Source organism: Streptomyces sp. NPDC058619, assembly GCF_042717785.1.
GTDB lineage: Bacteria > Actinomycetota > Actinomycetes > Streptomycetales > Streptomycetaceae > Streptomyces.
The window spans coordinates 1-15,220 of the sequence record NZ_JBHXQN010000092.1 but is presented as its reverse complement, the minus strand read 5'-3'; the positions used below and the strand labels follow the sequence as shown (position 1 = coordinate 15,220).

Genomic DNA, 15,220 nt, shown 5'->3' with positions numbered 1-15,220 from the left:
GCACGCGGATAAGTAGGCCGGCGCAGTATCAGGGCCGGCAGATGGTGTAGCAGTTCCTTCGGGGCCCGGGTGCCATCAGGCGCCCGGGCCCCTCCACGTGTTCCACAGAGCGGTGAAATGACCGCAGACGTGTCACATGATCAGGGCGTGTCCTGGGCCCGACTTTTTCGTTGCAGCGGACATGAAGAAGATCATCACTGCCACCACACTGGCCCTCGCCGGCGTCGGCCTCACTGCCCCCGCACACGCCGACACCGCCTCCGACCTCGGCAGCGCCGTCAACGCCGCGAACAACTGGAACTTCACGGCCGCCGCCGTATGCCTTCAGGAAGTCGCTGTGGTGCCCGTCCTCGGCGACTGGGCATGGAGTGGATCTTCAGCGTGTCGTGCTGAGCCGGGTGCGGGCGGACGGTAGCCGCTTCTGGGCGAATTCCCTGTTCGCCAGGGTCTGCTCTCGATAGGAATCGGGTAGGTCGGGCAAAGCCAGGAGCTGATCGCACGCGCGCAGTGATGCGGCCATGTCCCCCACCCAGTACGCGGTGATGGAGTACTCGAAGAGCAGGCCCCAGCGGTACACCCACGGCTGCACGAAGAGCAGGTCGTCCGGAGCGGGCTTTCCCACCGTGGACGCGGCAATGGCATGGGCGGCGCGGTAGCGGCCCATCTCGCGCAGCCCGGCGACCAGGTCGTAGCAGGCTTCCAGGCGTTCCGGCCGGACCTCCCAGGCCCGGGACAGCGCATCCATGGCGGCCGGCCAGTCGCCGGACTCGGCATGCAGCACACCGGCCTGGAACAGCGCGTAGTAGACCTCTTCGGCCCAGCCGCCCATGGCTGCCCGGCGCTCGTAGAAGCGGATCGCGGCAGCCCTGTCGCCCATGTCGCGCATGGTCTGGGCGAGGTAGAAGACGGTGCGGGTATTGGACGGATCCCGTTCGAGCTCGGCGCCTAGCAGGCGGGCGTCACGCTCGAACTTGTCGTGCCGGGAACCGCCGTCGGCATAGTCCTCGATGACGAGGGCGTCCAGGTTGCGCTGCTCTTCCGGACGGTTGTCGCCGTCGCAGGTGAGGTACTCGTGGGTGACGCCCACATAGCGCCAGGGCAGGTCCCCGCGGACCAGACGCTTGATGCGGTACTCCGTGGTGCCCTCGTGACGGAGCATGTAGGAGTCCGAGGTCAGGGCGGGCATCGGACCGTCCTGGCCCAAGACCAGATCGGCGTCCAGGAGCAGCAGATAGTCGGCGCGGCCGACGGCCCGCGCGATGTTGAGGCTGCGGTTGTGCCCGAAGTCGACCCAGGGCTCCTCCCGGAGTTCGCCCGGGATGCCGTGCAGGGCCGTCCGGATCAGATCCTGAGTGCCGTCGGTGGACCCGGTGTCGGAGATGACCCAGGTGTCGATCAGGCCTCGGACGGAGGAGAGACAGCGCTCGATGACGGCCGCTTCGTTCTTGACGATCATGCACAGGCAGATGGTCGGCTTCACGGCGCGTGACCCTAGGCAATACGCCGCTGATCCCGGGCGCGGCGCGCCGTGGACCGGCCCGGCCGGCCGCGGCGAGTGAACCCGAGTGGCTGCGAACGTTGAGCCGTTCCGCTGACGTCCGGGCGAGGCGCGGTGCCGATGTGCAGTCGCCCTTCCCAGGATGGCGTCGGAGATCCGTGAATGCGTACGGGCTCCGGCGCAGTGTTTGACACGGCTTCGACAAGGGAGTGGCCATGAGTCCTGTCGACAGGACCCGCTCAACCCTGGGCCCGCTGCCCAGGCGTACCGCCTGGCTCACCGGGGGTGCCTTCGCCTCGATCGCACTGGTGCTGGCGGGTATCACCAGTCCGGCGGCGGCTGCCGCCCCGGCTCTCAGGGCATCCGCCGAGTCGCCTTCCACCGGTGACCACTGCAAGAAGGCCAGACCAGAGGCGCAGGTGATGTCCGCGGACCCCGACAAGTGCCAGGGACCGACAGGTCCGCGCGGTCCGCGCGGTCCGCGCGGCCCCAAGGGTGACCGAGGCCCGACCGGACCCACCGGCCCGACCGGCCCGAGGGGCCCGAGGGGTGCCACCGGTGCGGCGGGGCCGTGCAACGACATCGACAGCCTGAACCCGAACAACACGGAGTCGTTCAGTGCTGCGTTGACGAACGGCATCGCGTACGCGGGCCGGGCGAGTACACCGGGTGGGGCCCCTGTCTGGCAGGACCTCACCAACGCGGACAATCCCGGTTACCCGGCAGGGGCCTGCAGCATCTCCATCCAGAACCAGGGCAATGACTCCTGGATCAAGGTGCTTACCACGGCCGGCACCGTCTACCAGACCCACGGCGACACCAACGGCGTGACCTTCGTCTGGGATGAAGCCTGGATTCAGCTCCTGCCGTCTCCCACCCCGGGCACGCTGCGGAGCAAGCCCTTCAGTGACCTCCCGTAGGTAGGACCTCGTACGTGAACGACCCCTCCTCCGGAGAATGGCCCCCACGCGGTTTCGGCCAGGTGCCACGGCGCCCGCCCGGCTGAGCCGGCGGCAGGCCGTTCACCGGAGACGGATCCGGCAGGCGGGGCGGCGGCCGCATGGCTGCCGCCCCGCCCCGGGCGCCCCCGCGCACGTCCCGGGCGCTTCGAAGGCCTGCGCGGCCGCGTCCTTCAAGCTTGCGGCTTTGTCCACTGGTTTCGGTTCCGGCTCAGCTTCTGTGGTGCAGCCACAATCCGGAGGGCGAGAACGAACCGCCGGTCATGCGCGCAGTGGACGAGTGGTTCCAGTTCCACGGGGATAGCCGGGGTCATAGGCGATGTCTGCCCGGATGAGGCGGGTGCCGACTGCGGGATCCAGGGGTGCGTCGGGGCTTGCTGGAGGCGGTGGGTGGGGCCTGAGAGACTGCTGGATATGGATATCGAGCGCAGGAACAACGTCACCGTCACCGGGAATCCCCATGGTCCGACGGTGGTCTTGGCGCACGGGTTCGGCTGTGACCAGAACATGTGGCGCCTCACGGTTCCTGCCCTGGTCAGGGATTACCGGGTGGTGCTGTTCGACTACGTGGGTTCGGGCCGCTCGGATCTCTCCGCGTTCTCCGACGCCCGCTATGCATCCCTCGCCGGTTATGCCCAGGACGTGGTGGACGTGTGCGAAGTGCTCGACCTTCGGGGCGCGGCGTTCGTGGGGCATTCGGTCTCCGCGATGATCGGTGTGCTGGCCGCCGCCATGGCTCCGGAGCGGATCGGGGCACTGGTGATGGTGGCGCCCTCACCCCGGTACACAGACGACGAGGGCTACCGGGGCGGGTTCACCGCCGAGGACATCGACGAGCTGCTCGATTCGCTGGAGTCGAACTATCTGGGCTGGTCGGCTGCGATGGCACCGGTGATCATGGGGAACGCGGAACGGCCCGAGCTCGGTGAGGAGCTGACGAACAGCTTCTGCGCCACAGACCCGGTGATGGCGCGCGTCTTCGCCCGCACCACCTTCCTGTCCGACTCGAGGGACGAACTCAAGAACGTGAGCGTGCCCACGCTGGTACTGGACTGCACCCAGGACGCCATCGCCCCCCGCGAGGTCGGCGCCTTCGTCCACCAGGCGATCCCCGGCTCGACACTGCTCACCCTCGATGCGACCGGGCACTGCCCGCACCTGTCCGCACCCGAAGCCACCAACGAGGCGATCACCGGCTTCCTGGCGGGCCTGCGACGATGTGCCGCACCGGTCAGCAGCCCGACCCGCAGGACGCCGGCGAGGACAAGACCTCCGACGCGGCGTTCGCCGCGCTGCTGGAGGACAGCGCCGAGGAACTCTACGAGAGCGCGCCGTGCGGGTATCTGTCCACGCTGATGGACGGCACCATCGCGAAGATCAACATGACGCTGCTGGACTGGCTGGGCCTGGAGCGTGAGGCCGTGGTGGGCCGGGTACGGTTCACCGACCTGCTGACCGTGGGCGGCAAGATCTACCACGAGACGCACTTCGCACCGCTGCTGCGGATGCAGGGCGAGCTCGGCGGCGTCGCCCTGGAGATCAAGAAGACCGACGGCGTCCGGATGCCGGTGCTGGCCTCCTCCGTCGTCAAGCACGGCGCGACGGGCGAGCCGCTGCTCATCCGCACCACCCTCTTCGACGCCCGCGACCGCCGCGCCTACGAAGAGGAACTCCTGCGAGCCCGCAAAGCCGCCGAGGAGGCACACCGGCAGGCCGAGGCCGACCGGGCCCGGCTCCAGGACGCCCTCGCCGCACTCCAGTCATCGCTGCTGCCCGACACCCTGCCGCCCATACCCGGCATGGAGACGGCCGCCCACTACCGCACCGCCTCCCCCGACCGCCTGAGTGGCGACTTCTACGACGTTTTCCCCATCGACGGGAAACGCTTCGCCTTCTTCCTCGGCGACGTGTGCGGCAAAGGCCCCCAGGCAGCCGCGGTCACCTCGCTGACCCGCTACACCCTGCGAACCGCCGCTCTCCTCGACCCCGACCCCGTCTCCGCCCTCTCCACCCTCAACAAAGCCCTCCACGCGCGCTACAGCGCCGGCGACCCCCGCTACTGCACCGCCATCTTCGGCATCCTCGAACCCGATGACACCACCGGGCACGTCACGGTCCGCCTTGCCGCGGGCGGCCACCCACCGGCTCTCGTCCTGCGAGCCGACGGCACAGCCGGCTTCCTGCCCACCCCCGGCGGACTCCTCGTCGGCATCCTGCCCAACGCGCCCTTCACCTCCGCCACCACCACCCTGGGCCCCGGCGACACTCTCCTGCTCTACACCGACGGCCTCACCGAAGCCCGCACCGGCGAAGGCCGCACCGACCTGTACGGGGACGACGCCCTACACGCCTTCACAGCCGACCACGCCGGAGAGTCCCCACACGAGGTAATCGCCGCCTTGACCGGTCTGCTGGACGGCTTCGGCGACGGCCTCGACGACGACACCGCCCTGCTCGCCCTCGGCGTTTGCACCGCCAGTCCTACGACCGGGAAGCCGACATGAGCCCGCTGGACATCGCCGTCCGAGACGCCCCGACCGGCCCGGTGCTGAAGGTCATCGGGGAACTCGACTACGACACCTCCGCCGACCTGCGCGACCTCCTCGCCACCCTCCCCCTCGAACGAGGCCAGCGCCTGGTCCTGGACCTCGCCCGCATGGAGTTCTGCGACTCCAGCGGCATCAGCGCCCTCATCGCCGCCCGCAACCACGCCCAGGCCGCCGGAGCCGACATCGCCCTCGCGGCCGTCCCGGCCCCCACGCTGCGCGTCCTGCGCGTCGTGGGCCTGAACCTTGTCTTCGCTCTCCACCCCGACGCCGAGTCCGCTGTCGGGCACTGACCGTCAGACCGGGGGAAGGGCCGCTTGCACCGTGGCGATGACCGTCAGGCTGGCTGCTCGCGCTCGTGGAGGCGGTGGAGGCCGCTCCGCCTCCAGGCGGCCCGGAGGGGGTCGAGCCACGGCGACGACGGACGCTCCGCCGGTGGCTCCGTTGTGCCACGACATCGACGAGTTCGCCCTGCGCCACGTGGGCGCCGGCGGTCCCGGCCTGGGCTCGACCAGCAGGCCGACCACGAGGGAAGCCATGGTCCGCGGAGTGGACCACAGGCCGCCGGCAGGCAGGATCGGCCCGTCGAGGGTCCATGGAGCGCGGCGCCGCCAGAAGAGGGTGCGTGCCACCGGATGCCGGTTCTCCGGGGGGTTCGCCGTGACGGCGCCCGCCGCCAGCCCCAGCGGATCCAGGACGTGCTCGTCGGCCAACTGCTGGTACGTGAGCGTGTCGACAGCCACCGCCAAGACCAGCTCGGAGCCGTCACCGACTTCGCGGCCGCCCTGGACGCGCACCGCTCCGCGATGTTCCATCGGGAACGACTGACCATGACCGAGGCAGGCCCCGAGCACCAGCTGGAGGCCCAGACGAGGTCCCACGACACCCGGGCGGCGATCACCGCGCCCCACATCCGCCTTCAGGTCCTGATTCCCGAGCTGGCCGGCCCCGCCCAGCAGGCAGCAGATGCCACGTACGCGCTGCGCAAGGCCACCGGCCGCGCTGAGCTGGATGCCCGGCGGCATGCGGCCAAGGAAGCATCCGTGGCCTTCGTTGCCGCGGCCGCCACGCTGCTAGCCCCAACAACCACAGACTGAGCGACCCTGCCTGCGATCTCTCGGTTCCGGGACAGCGACGGTGAGAGACACCGATCTGTTCGCATGGCGGGGGCTTTCGCACTGGTCGCCAGGCGTGCGGAGCCGGGGATGTCACTGTCATGAGCTGAGAGAGCAGGTGCGCGGCTACGGGCATGGGGCGGCGAGAGACGCTCAGGTCACGTGCTGACGCGAAACCCAGAGGCTTCAGGCGCCGCGTGACGGGTGGGGACACTTCGGCCGCGTTCCGCCGTCCTACCAGCTCTGGGCTCGGCCGTGCGGCCGCCGTGCCCCGCTCGCTTGTGCGGTCGAACCCGGCCAGTCCCGTCAGGGAGTTCGGCATTGCCGTCCGCGATTCTGGAGATGGAAAAGACACAAGGGGGCCGCACGGGTCGAGTGCCGTACAAGCCGAGAGCCACAGCGGTCAGAACGAGGACTGCACAGGCGATGACAAGGTGCTGCCGTGGTCTGCCCGCCCTGTGTGGGATCACCGGCGCACTTTACTGAAGGCCACCCCGGGCCCCGGGACACGCCGAGCTCAACAGGGCAGCAGCCGTCCGACGAGCATCGACAACCGCCGGCCGACCGCGCGCCACACCTGCCCCCGCTACCGGGCCCACTCCACCCCGAGTTCGGCGAGTGCTGCCCGCTGTCCGGCGTCGAGTTTGTTGCGGCGGGCTTTCTGGTTGCCGTACCCGATCCCCGTGCGGTGCTCGGCCCCGTCGGGCAGCACCTCGACCACCGGGCGCCCGGTCAGGCCGCCTTCCCGTGCGACGTACTTACTGCGCGAGCACCTCCACGCCCCGCTGTAATCCCTGCTGCCGCGCCTTGCCCGAACCACCCTTCGCCGTACCGACCGCCGCCGGGGCGGGAGCCGGTGCCCGGGCGGCCTGTACACCGAGCGCGGTCCGTGCCCCCTCGCATACGCGTACGGGTATGTACGGTGCGCCTCCAACTCCCCAAGAAATTATAGCTATTGACAATAAGCTGGATGTTCCTGAATCTTTCGGTCACGGCCCGGTAGTCGGGTTCGTGGTGATGTGCGAAAAGGGGAGGGCGGGGCGATGGGCGAGCAGCGTGAGGCGTACGACGAGGGGCAGGCCGTGGGACGCTTGCAGATGCCGCTCCACGCGCTTGGCGCGCTGGCCGGAAGCAAGGTTCAGGACAGTCCCAGCGCAGTGACGAGGACGCCGACCAGCCCGGGGACCATCAGAAACAGGAGAATCAGCACCGTGCGCATGGTGCCCGTACCCGCTTCGACGAGGACTGCGCGTTCCGGGCTCGACGGGAGGTAGCGCAGCCGCACCTGCGCACCCAGGGGCCGTCGCCGGCCGGTGTCGATGTCGAGCCGGTACTCGCGCCCGTTGGCCGCACGGAAGCCCACGATGGCGTGCTGTAGGCCCGCCCGGCCCTGGCCTCCGGGCAGGGCGTAGGCATCCAGCACCCTGCCCTCGGTGGGTAGCCCTTCGTTGAACGTCTTGCGGACGAGCAGCCATCGGCTGCAGGTCCGCACCGCGAGAGCCACACAGACCGATATGGCGATGAGCCCGACAGAACTCAGCAGCAGCCCGTAGCCTCCCTCGCGCAAGAATTCCACGCTGTCCTCCACGTCGACCTACCCCCGGGCCACCATCCGTGGCGCTGCCGAACGGAATCTACCGGCCTCTTGGACCGTCGGGTCCCCCTCGGCCCTGACCGGGCCGCCGTACGACTCGGCGTCCGCCGCACCGACTTCGGCCCCGTGGCGCGCCTGGCCCCGGTGGCCCCGGTGGGCGCGGCGGACGTCGACTACGGCCGGTCGGCCGGGGGAGTGGTGCAGGTCCCGCTGTACTCGGCCGTCACCGTCGCGCTCCTGCCGCAGACCCGCCCCGCGGTGGACTGGCGACACCTGCGGCGGACCGCGCCCGGCCGCCTCACCCCTCGCCGCCCTGGCGCTGGCCACCCCGGAGGCGGACACGGTGCTCCTTGCCCGAGGTCGGGCAGATCGCCCGCGTGGGCCGGGCCGCGGTGGACGGAGCGTCCGACGCCGACACAGCCTGGCGTACGCGATGGGCAGGGCGTGCCCGTGCGCGCGGCATGCCTGCGGCGGGATCGTCCCGGCCTCGTGGTGCGAGGAGCGCGGGACGGCCGCTCCGCCGGTGACTGAGTGGTACCCCGGCGGAGGGATCCGTTGCACGGAACTGCCCCGCGAGGGGCGCGCAGAAGTGGCCGTCTTCCCGTGGTGAGTGTTGCCGGAGGAGCCACCGGTCGGGGGATTGTGCTCCACGGCGGTACCCGTCCCCGTCGAGGCGGGTGGGGATGCCGCCGGTCACCAGGTCGAGCAGCCTGTCGCGGCAGGTCCGCGCCAGATCATCGGGGAGGGCGCCGTTCAGATGGGCGGAGGCGTGGCCCGTCAGGAACAGGACGGCGAGCCGGACAGCGGTGTCCTGGTCTATGAGCAGGCCGGAAATCTGCCAGCCCGGAGCCCGGAGCCCGGAGCCCGCGGCTCAGCGACGGCCCGGTCCGCGTCGTCCGGCCGAAGCGCCCTCACATCGGCGGCCTTGATCCTGCCGGTGCCGCCCCGCGCGGCCCGGATGGCGATCATTACGGCGAGCAGCTGGGTGTCGGGTGAGGACGGAGGGTCCCGCCGCCACCCCCACCCGGCAGTTCGAACCCCTGCCGGCTGATGAGGAGAACGCGGCCACCAAGACCGACCGGGCGTCACGGTCACCGGGCCCGACGCCGGTTTCACCGCTACCGGGCGTAGAGGTCGTCGACTCCGGAGAGCTTGAGCCGCCCGACGGAGTCGGGAGCCCGGGCCACCGGGAACCTGGACATCACCGACAAGGGCTTCGTCGCCAAGACCGGCGCCGGAGGCGCGGAGACGGCCGGAATCGGCGTGGGGGTGACCGGCGCGGGCCGGGCCGGCCCGGGGCGGAAGCTTGGTTCGGCTACAAGAAGGACGAAGAGACCGGCGTGTACAAGACCGGAGGCAAGGGGGACTTTCCCCCGGCTTCGGCGGGGTGTTGGGCTTGGAGATCACGTTCGATACCGACAAGTTCACCCAGGCCGCATCCAGCGCCGCCGACACCCCGGGCTACGCTGCCGGCGCCGTCGGTGACGCGGCCGGCGACTTCGTCGACCGGGTGAGGAACTGATGTACTACCCCCTGGAAGGAGGACCCTGAATGCCCACGTCATTGCCGGTCCCGATCGATTTCCGTCTGCCCGAGGGCTGGCTCCCGGCCCGTTTGGAGGGCCGTGACCCCGGCGTAGCGTCCGCCGCTGTGCATCCCGAGCCGGACGCCGGGTTCGCTGCCGACATCACCGTCGAGGGCGGCTTCCCGCCGGAGGCCAGGACGCCGGCGGAGCTCGCCTCCAAGTCCGCGGAGCGACTGGGCGAGGCCACCGCGCCGGTGACGGTCGCGGAGCGCCGCGAATTCGGCAGCGCCGACGCCCCCGCCCTGACCCAGCGCCTGGTGTTCCCGGCCGTCACCGGGGACGTGCACCGCGATCTCGTCCAGTCCCAGGTCCACCTCGGCCTCGTCGACACCGGGGAACCGCGCAAGCGTGCGGTGATCCGGCTCGCCCTGACCGCGACGGCCGCCCAGCACGACGCCGTGCTGGGCGACTTCCAGGAGTTCCTGCGGAGCGTGCGCGCGGACACCGGGAAAGCGGCATAGCGGTGAGCCGTCTGTGGGACAAGTGGATGGGCACCCGCCATGCCGACGCGGGGATCAAGGCCGTTCCCACCCAGGAGCTGCGGACCGCGCTGCTCGAACTGGTCGGCACCGGCGTGCCGTTCAGCATCCGCGAGACGGGGACGGGCGGAGCGGACCTGCTGGCGGAGTGGCGGTTCCTGGAACCCGCCTCGGGTTCCGGGGTCACCCGCCGCCAGGTCGAGAGGACACTGAAGATCTGGATGAGCCTGTGCCCCCGTGAGCGCGAGGTACGGGCCATGGACGAGCAGTACGAGGTGACACGCGCGGGCCCCCCGCCCGGCCGGACCATAGGACGTGCGCGCGGTCGCGGGCCGATCCGCCGCGTCCACAAGGAATGGGCCCTGGAAAAGGGGCCCGACGGACGACGGCGCAGGGTCGAGACATTCAGTTTCGACTCGCGGGACATGAAGAACCCCCTGCGCTCCACCGTGGTCGGGGCGGGGTGGACCTGGCGCGGCGTGTACAAGCTCTGACCGCGGGACGATCCACCTCCCGGACGGAACGCGGCCTCACGCTGCACAAAACTCCCTGGCGGGCGAACAGCCATGCGGCAAACCTGGACCGAGCTGCGAGGACACGACGGGGAGCGGGGACATGGGCGCGGATCTGAACGGATACGGACCCGAGGGACGCCGAGGACAGTGAGGCTCGGCTGATCTCCGCCGTCCGGGCCGGGGACACGGCGCGGGTGAGGCCTCGCACGCCACTGGCGCGAGACGGGAGTCGAGACCGAACTGCGCCGCCGCACGGGCTGCACGAACGCCGTCGTCCGTACACGGGCCCGCGACGACGAGCACTACACCATCGGTGAGTTCACCCTCGGCGGGATGACCGCCCGGGACGGGCACGGGGCGATCCTCACACACCTGGAGCAACTGCTCGGTATGCGCGCTTCGGTCCGGGAACTGCTGGAACGCGCACTGGAGCACGACGAGGACCACCCTGCGTGGGGAGGCGTCGCCATCTTGCTGGGCACGGCCAACCCGCGCGATCACGAGTCCTGGACAGCCGCCGCGGCCCTGCGCACACATCCGGCCCCGTCCCACCGGTTGCTCGGTGCCGAACTGATGCGGCTGATCGTCGTCTTCACCGACAGCGATGAGGCCCCCTTCGTCAGACTCGCCGTCGACGCCCTCACCGACTGGTCGGACAAGGAGCGCGACCCGGCCGTCCTTGCCACCGTCCTGTCCGGGATCGGTTCGTACGCCGGTACGCGCGCCGAAGCCGCCGTCCTGGCCCACGCCGACCACGCCGACGCCGGCGTACGGCGCGCTGTGGCTTGCGGGCTGAGCCCGTTGCCCCAGCAGCCTGCCGCCGCTTTCGAGGCACTCGAGTTCGAGCGGATCGTGCTCCACGGCGTCGCCGTACAGCCCGGCCGGCCGTACCCGGCACCCGGCCACGAACACCCGCTCCGCCCCCGCCGGAGAACCCGAGGACCCGGCGTGCGCAAGGCGTACGTGAAACGTACGATCGCGGTGCTCGTCGGGCCATGCCGCCCCGGGCTCGGGGCGGGGAGGGCGTGGTCGCCGGGTCGGGAACGGAGCACTGGCGGGCTCGGACACCTCGCCGGGCCCGACGGCGCTCGGAGCCGACGGTCCAGCGCGGCCCACTCGCAGGTCCCGAGGGTGAGGGCTACGGTGCGGTGCAGGAGCTTGAGGAGTTGGGGGTTGGACCCCCGCAGGCGCAGGCGCAGGCGCAGGGTCCGGCCGCGGCTGAGGGCGGCGAGTCGGGCGCGCAGGAGGATGGTGAACCCGATGGAGTCGCAGAACGCGGGGCCCTGAATGCGGGCGTTGTCCCGGCGGGCATCACCGGGGGGCGACGCTCCCGCTCGGCGCGGTCACCCAGCTGCCATCGTCCACGGCGTACACCGTCACGCTGTCGTTGACCGTGTCGCCGGCCCCGTCGAAGGCGACGCTGCCCGTGACACCGTCAAAGGCGGAACGGGCCACGGCCTGCGGGAGTTTCGCCCGGGCATCAGGGGGGAGGGTGCCGCCGTTGGCCGCCACGAGGGCTCTCACCGCCTCGATGAGCGTCCAGGTCGCGTCGTATGCGTAGGGGCCGTACCAGCCAGCCGCCTCCGGGTAGCCCGCCTTACCGTACCGGGCCAGGAACTCCCGCCCCGCTGCCGACTCCTCGGCGGGTGCCCCGATGTTGGTCGCGAGGTCCCCGTCGGCCTGCGGGTTCGCCGTGAGGTACTGCTGGTCGAAGATGCCGTCGCCGCCCATCAGGGGCACGTTCACGCCCGCTTGCTTGAGCTGCTGGGAGATCGGCGCTGCGGTGTCGTAGTAGCCGCCGAAGTAGACGGCCTCGGCGCCCGAGGACCGTACCCTGTCGGCGAGGCCCGCGAAGGCGCGTTCCGCGGGATCGACCTGCTCGGTCCCCACGACGGTGCCGCCCAGCTTCGTGAACTCGGTCGTGAGACCGGAGGTGAGGGCGGTGCCGTGGGCGCTCGCGTCGTCGACGACGTAGAGCTTGGTCTTCTTGGCCTTGCCGTGCAGATAACGGGCTGCGAACGGCCCCTGGTGGACGTCGGTGGCGATGGTGCGGAAGTAGGTGGAGTGCGGACGGGACTTGGTGCCCGCGGCCCAGTCGGGGCCGAGCGTCAGCGCGGGATCGGTGTTGCCCGGTGACACCGTCACGACGTCCGCCCGCTGGAGCGGTGGCACGAGGGTCTTGGCGACTGCGGAGTTGAGGGGCCCGACGACCCCCAGCACCTTCTCGTCGGACACGAACCGGGCGGCGTTGGGGCCGCCCTTGGCCGGGTCGGCCCCGTCGTCCAGGGTTTTGATCTCGAAGTTCACACCGGGTACGTACCGGGATGCGTTGGCCGTCTTGGCCGCCAGGTCGGCGGAGTTCTTGATTCCGACGCCCATTGCGGACAGCCCGCCGGTCAGTGGTGCGTCCACCCCGATCACCACCGTGACGGAGGAGGCGCCTGAGCCGCCGGCCGCCTCGCGGCCGCGAGGCGCGTCGTCATCGCGGGTGAGGGTCCAGGTCAGGGCGGATCCCGTGGCGAGCGTGGCCAGGGCCGCGCCCAGGACCAGGGTTCGCCGGGTGAGGGCATGCCGCCGGCCGTGCCCCGGCTCGGCCGTCGTCCCCGGCTCATGTGGGTCCTCGGGCGGAGGCAGGGGCACGGGCGGCCCGGTCGGGTCCTCGGGCCGGGTGTCTTGCCGGGCACCGAGGCGCGCGCCGGGGTCCACGGCGGTGGGCGTCCGCGGTGACGGCGTCGTCGACGGAGCCAACTCCAGCGTGGGCGCAGCAGAAACGTGCTCCGCCGCGTCCGGTGCCGGGACGGGTGCCGTCCTCGGATCGGACGCGGGGCTCGCGGCGGGCCCGTGCGTCTCCGGTCCGTTCCCCGGCGCGTCGGCCCGGGGCGGGCAGGACCGCAGCACTGACGCCAGCATCTCGGCCGCTTCCGCGGCGCTCACGCGCTGAGCCGGGTCCTTGGCGAGGAGCGCGTCCAGCACGGGCGCCAGCGGGCCGGCGTGCAGCGGCGGCCGGTGCGGGCGGGTGAACACGGCCACGGCCAGGGCGTGGAGTCCCTCTGCGTCGAACGGTGGGTGCCCCTCAACGGCGTGATAAAGGGTGGCGCCGAGCGCCCACAGGTCGTTGGCGGGAGTCGGGCGCTTGCCCTCCAGTTGCTCCGGCGGCATGTAGTGCGGCGTGCCGATGACAATCCCGCTGTGGCTGAGCTTGGTCGTGGCGTCCGCGAGGTGGGCTATGCCGAAGTCGGTCAGGACGACGCGGTCCTTGGTCAGGAGAACGTTGTCCGGCTTGACGTCGCGGTGGACGATCCGCGCCCCGTGTGCCTCGACCAGCGCGTCGAGCATGGCGGCGCCGATCTCGGCCACGCGCCGTACCGGCAGCCGGCCCCGGCTGCGAATGGCGGCGGCCAGGGACTGACCGCGGATCAACTCCATGACGATGACGGGGGCGCCGTGGTGGTCCACGACATCGTGGACGGTGATGATCCCCGGGTGGCTGAGAGTGACCGCCGCGCGGGCCTCGCTGGTGAACCGCCGGAGCAGCGCTGCACGGTCGCCGTCGTCCATACCCGGGGGGAAGAGAATCTCCTTGACGGCGACCTCGCGTCCGAAGAGGTGCTGGTCGAGTCCGCGCCAGACCCGGCCCATACCCCCCTGGCCGATGCGTTCGACCAGCTGGTACCGGCCGGCGATGAGTTCCGGATTTTGCTCGGTCACGGGCACACTCTAATCCTGCCGGGCCGGCCAGGTGTGAGAAGGGTGGCTGAATCACGCCGCAGTCACGAGGTCCGGCCGTGCGCTGCCCGGCCCCGGCGCACACACCCCTACCCGGCGGGGTCGGTCACGCATCGGGATCCCCGCGACCCTCGCCCGGCAAGACGGCCGGCACCCCCGCGCACGCGGCGACACCCCCGCGATGCACACCGCCGCCCGCGTCTTCGAAGCCCGCCGGGGCCCCACCCCGATGTCGCCCCCGGACCGGACCGCACGCCGCGGCCAGGTCACCGGCGAGGCGGAGAAGGCCGCCCGCCGCGGCCTGTCGGAGACGGCGCGGGAGTTCCACCCGTCCGCAAGCGCTGTGACCACGGCCATCCCGCCTCTTCCGGTGTCGGCGAGGATCTCGGCGCGTGCCGGGCCGCCAAGGCGAGGGGCGTCGTCCCCGTGGTCTCCCACGGGGACGACGCCCCTCATGCAGGCCGGGAGCCGGTCAGCTCACCCGCCCCTTTTAGAGCCGATTTCGCCCGGCTTCTTCGGCACCCACGGGTACACGGCGCTGGCTTCCTTGGGGTCCGGCTGGCCCATGACCACGCGCCAGCCGTCGTCGCCCACGGTCCGGACCTGGAGTTCCTTGATCTGGCTGGTGTCGTGGAAATACAGCACGACCACCTGCCGTGTGGAACCCGAGTCGTAGAACTCTGCGGTGACCTTGCCACGGGCTCCCTCGCCGAACGCCGCGACCCAGTTCTCGGCGGTCTTTTGGGGCTCCCCATCGGCCCGAGAGCGGCGAGTTCGCCCGCCTTTCCGTCGGCGATCTCCCACACCACCCGCTGGGTGATCTCCAATGTCCCCGGCTCGGGTATCCGACCACGGCCAATGGCTCGTGCTGGGAGTAGTCGTCGTCGTAGCCGAGGTCCGACCCGGCCGAGCAGCCCGTCAGGACGGAGACCGCCGGCAGGCAGCTCAGGAACGCCGGCCTCACCGGCCCCGTGCTCAATTCGTGCTCACCCGTCGGATCGCCACCACGCTGACGATGGGGTTTTCCGAGCCGCGGTACCGGGTTCCTCCACAGACACTGTCCGACCGGTACCTGCCGGTGCGCTTCTTCATGCCAACACCGTAGAGCTCAACACCGTTGCGTTTGGCTCCTGAGCTGTACGTCAAGCCCTGCTGAACAGTGCAACGGGACCGCCTGGTAGATCAACGATCGGCGAAGAAAGT

The 15,220-nt window shown here is 70.9% G+C and carries 15 protein-coding genes and 1 pseudogene; 10 read left to right on the top strand and 6 right to left on the bottom strand.

Annotated elements, in window-relative coordinates; all coding sequences use genetic code 11:
• The first annotated feature begins 181 nt into the window (after positions 1 to 181).
• Positions 182 to 415 carry a hypothetical protein gene (locus tag ACFWTC_RS36950; RefSeq protein WP_383932406.1) on the top strand — a complete coding sequence of 78 codons (234 nt, stop codon included), beginning with the start codon at positions 182 to 184 and terminating at the stop codon, positions 413 to 415.
• Here ACFWTC_RS36950 and ACFWTC_RS36945 read toward each other — a convergent pair.
• Positions 377 to 1,480 carry a glycosyltransferase gene (locus tag ACFWTC_RS36945; protein ID WP_384030317.1) on the bottom strand — a complete coding sequence of 368 codons (1,104 nt, stop codon included), beginning with the start codon at positions 1,478 to 1,480 and terminating at the stop codon, positions 377 to 379. The two genes, ACFWTC_RS36950 and ACFWTC_RS36945, sit on opposite strands and share 39 nt — an antisense overlap.
• Positions 1,481 to 1,713: 233 nt before the next feature.
• On the opposite strand from ACFWTC_RS36945, the gene ACFWTC_RS36940 reads away from it, so the two are divergent.
• The 4 genes and pseudogenes from ACFWTC_RS36940 to ACFWTC_RS36925 all read left to right on the top strand — a co-directional run bounded on the left by ACFWTC_RS36940 (position 1,714) and on the right by ACFWTC_RS36925 (position 5,296).
• On the top strand, positions 1,714 to 2,418 hold the full coding sequence (locus ACFWTC_RS36940) for a hypothetical protein (protein ID WP_383932403.1): 705 nt from the start codon (positions 1,714 to 1,716) through the stop codon (positions 2,416 to 2,418).
• Between the two features lie 453 nt (positions 2,419 to 2,871).
• Positions 2,872 to 3,672: pseudogene (locus tag ACFWTC_RS36935) on the top strand (alpha/beta fold hydrolase); the annotation flags it as partial.
• Between the two features lie 2 nt (positions 3,673 to 3,674).
• Entirely contained in the window at positions 3,675 to 4,961 is a 1,287-nt protein-coding gene (locus ACFWTC_RS36930) for a PP2C family protein-serine/threonine phosphatase (RefSeq protein WP_384030315.1), read from the top strand.
• On the top strand, positions 4,958 to 5,296 hold the full coding sequence (locus tag ACFWTC_RS36925) for an STAS domain-containing protein (RefSeq protein WP_384030313.1): 339 nt from the start codon (positions 4,958 to 4,960) through the stop codon (positions 5,294 to 5,296). The genes ACFWTC_RS36930 and ACFWTC_RS36925 overlap by 4 nt, the downstream gene beginning before the upstream one ends.
• Before the next feature lie 3 nt (positions 5,297 to 5,299).
• On the opposite strand, the gene ACFWTC_RS36920 is transcribed toward ACFWTC_RS36925, so the two are convergent.
• Positions 5,300 to 5,818, bottom strand: a complete 519-nt coding sequence (locus ACFWTC_RS36920; protein ID WP_383932397.1) for a serine hydrolase — start codon at positions 5,816 to 5,818, stop codon at positions 5,300 to 5,302.
• Positions 5,819 to 5,833: 15 nt separating this feature from the next.
• On the opposite strand from ACFWTC_RS36920, the gene ACFWTC_RS36915 reads away from it, so the two are divergent.
• Positions 5,834 to 6,100 carry a hypothetical protein gene (locus ACFWTC_RS36915; protein WP_383932395.1) on the top strand — a complete coding sequence of 89 codons (267 nt, stop codon included), beginning with the start codon at positions 5,834 to 5,836 and terminating at the stop codon, positions 6,098 to 6,100.
• A 604-nt stretch (positions 6,101 to 6,704) separates the two neighbouring features.
• On the opposite strand, the gene ACFWTC_RS36910 is transcribed toward ACFWTC_RS36915, so the two are convergent.
• Both ACFWTC_RS36910 and ACFWTC_RS36905 read right to left on the bottom strand, forming a co-directional pair.
• On the bottom strand, positions 6,705 to 6,839 hold the full coding sequence (locus tag ACFWTC_RS36910; RefSeq protein WP_383932394.1) for a hypothetical protein: 135 nt from the start codon (positions 6,837 to 6,839) through the stop codon (positions 6,705 to 6,707).
• 417 nt (positions 6,840 to 7,256) lie between these two features.
• A complete protein-coding gene (locus ACFWTC_RS36905; RefSeq protein ID WP_383932392.1) occupies positions 7,257 to 7,694 on the bottom strand; it encodes a DUF3592 domain-containing protein in 438 nt (145 codons plus the stop codon).
• Between the two features lie 1,414 nt (positions 7,695 to 9,108).
• Between ACFWTC_RS36905 and ACFWTC_RS36900 the strand changes: the two genes are divergently transcribed.
• The 4 genes from ACFWTC_RS36900 to ACFWTC_RS36885 all read left to right on the top strand — a co-directional run bounded on the left by ACFWTC_RS36900 (position 9,109) and on the right by ACFWTC_RS36885 (position 11,578).
• Positions 9,109 to 9,234 carry a hypothetical protein gene (locus ACFWTC_RS36900; protein WP_383932391.1) on the top strand — a complete coding sequence of 42 codons (126 nt, stop codon included), beginning with the start codon at positions 9,109 to 9,111 and terminating at the stop codon, positions 9,232 to 9,234.
• Positions 9,235 to 9,263: 29 nt separating this feature from the next.
• Positions 9,264 to 9,758 carry a hypothetical protein gene (locus ACFWTC_RS36895; protein WP_383932389.1) on the top strand — a complete coding sequence of 165 codons (495 nt, stop codon included), beginning with the start codon at positions 9,264 to 9,266 and terminating at the stop codon, positions 9,756 to 9,758.
• A 2-nt stretch (positions 9,759 to 9,760) separates the two neighbouring features.
• Entirely contained in the window at positions 9,761 to 10,270 is a 510-nt protein-coding gene (locus ACFWTC_RS36890; RefSeq protein WP_383932387.1) for a hypothetical protein, read from the top strand.
• Positions 10,271 to 10,624: 354 nt separating this feature from the next.
• Positions 10,625 to 11,578, top strand: a complete 954-nt coding sequence (locus ACFWTC_RS36885) for a hypothetical protein (protein ID WP_384030311.1) — start codon at positions 10,625 to 10,627, stop codon at positions 11,576 to 11,578.
• Positions 11,579 to 11,602: 24 nt separating this feature from the next.
• Here the strand turns inward: ACFWTC_RS36885 and ACFWTC_RS36880 are convergent, their stop codons facing one another.
• Both ACFWTC_RS36880 and ACFWTC_RS36875 read right to left on the bottom strand, forming a co-directional pair.
• A complete protein-coding gene (locus ACFWTC_RS36880; RefSeq protein ID WP_384030309.1) occupies positions 11,603 to 13,999 on the bottom strand; it encodes an ABC transporter substrate-binding protein in 2,397 nt (798 codons plus the stop codon).
• A 495-nt stretch (positions 14,000 to 14,494) separates the two neighbouring features.
• Positions 14,495 to 14,668 (bottom strand): hypothetical protein, encoded by a 174-nt coding sequence (locus ACFWTC_RS36875; protein WP_384030307.1) that lies wholly within the window; start codon positions 14,666 to 14,668, stop codon positions 14,495 to 14,497.
• Positions 14,669 to 15,220: the final 552 nt, after the last annotated feature.

Bases quoted from the DNA above. Each gene is read 5' to 3' on its own strand.
- ACFWTC_RS36895 (WP_383932389.1), top strand. From the start codon at position 9,264: ATGCCCACGTCATTGCCGGTCCCGATCGATTTCCGTCTGCCCGAGGGC.
- ACFWTC_RS36920 (WP_383932397.1), bottom strand. From the start codon at position 5,818: ATGGAACATCGCGGAGCGGTGCGCGTCCAGGGCGGCCGCGAAGTCGGT.
- ACFWTC_RS36940 (WP_383932403.1), top strand. From the start codon at position 1,714: ATGAGTCCTGTCGACAGGACCCGCTCAACCCTGGGCCCGCTGCCCAGG.
- ACFWTC_RS36915 (WP_383932395.1), top strand. From the start codon at position 5,834: ATGACCGAGGCAGGCCCCGAGCACCAGCTGGAGGCCCAGACGAGGTCC.
- ACFWTC_RS36925 (WP_384030313.1), top strand. From the start codon at position 4,958: ATGAGCCCGCTGGACATCGCCGTCCGAGACGCCCCGACCGGCCCGGTG.
- ACFWTC_RS36885 (WP_384030311.1), top strand. From the start codon at position 10,625: ATGACCGCCCGGGACGGGCACGGGGCGATCCTCACACACCTGGAGCAA.
- ACFWTC_RS36930 (WP_384030315.1), top strand. From the start codon at position 3,675: ATGTGCCGCACCGGTCAGCAGCCCGACCCGCAGGACGCCGGCGAGGAC.
- ACFWTC_RS36950 (WP_383932406.1), top strand. From the start codon at position 182: ATGAAGAAGATCATCACTGCCACCACACTGGCCCTCGCCGGCGTCGGC.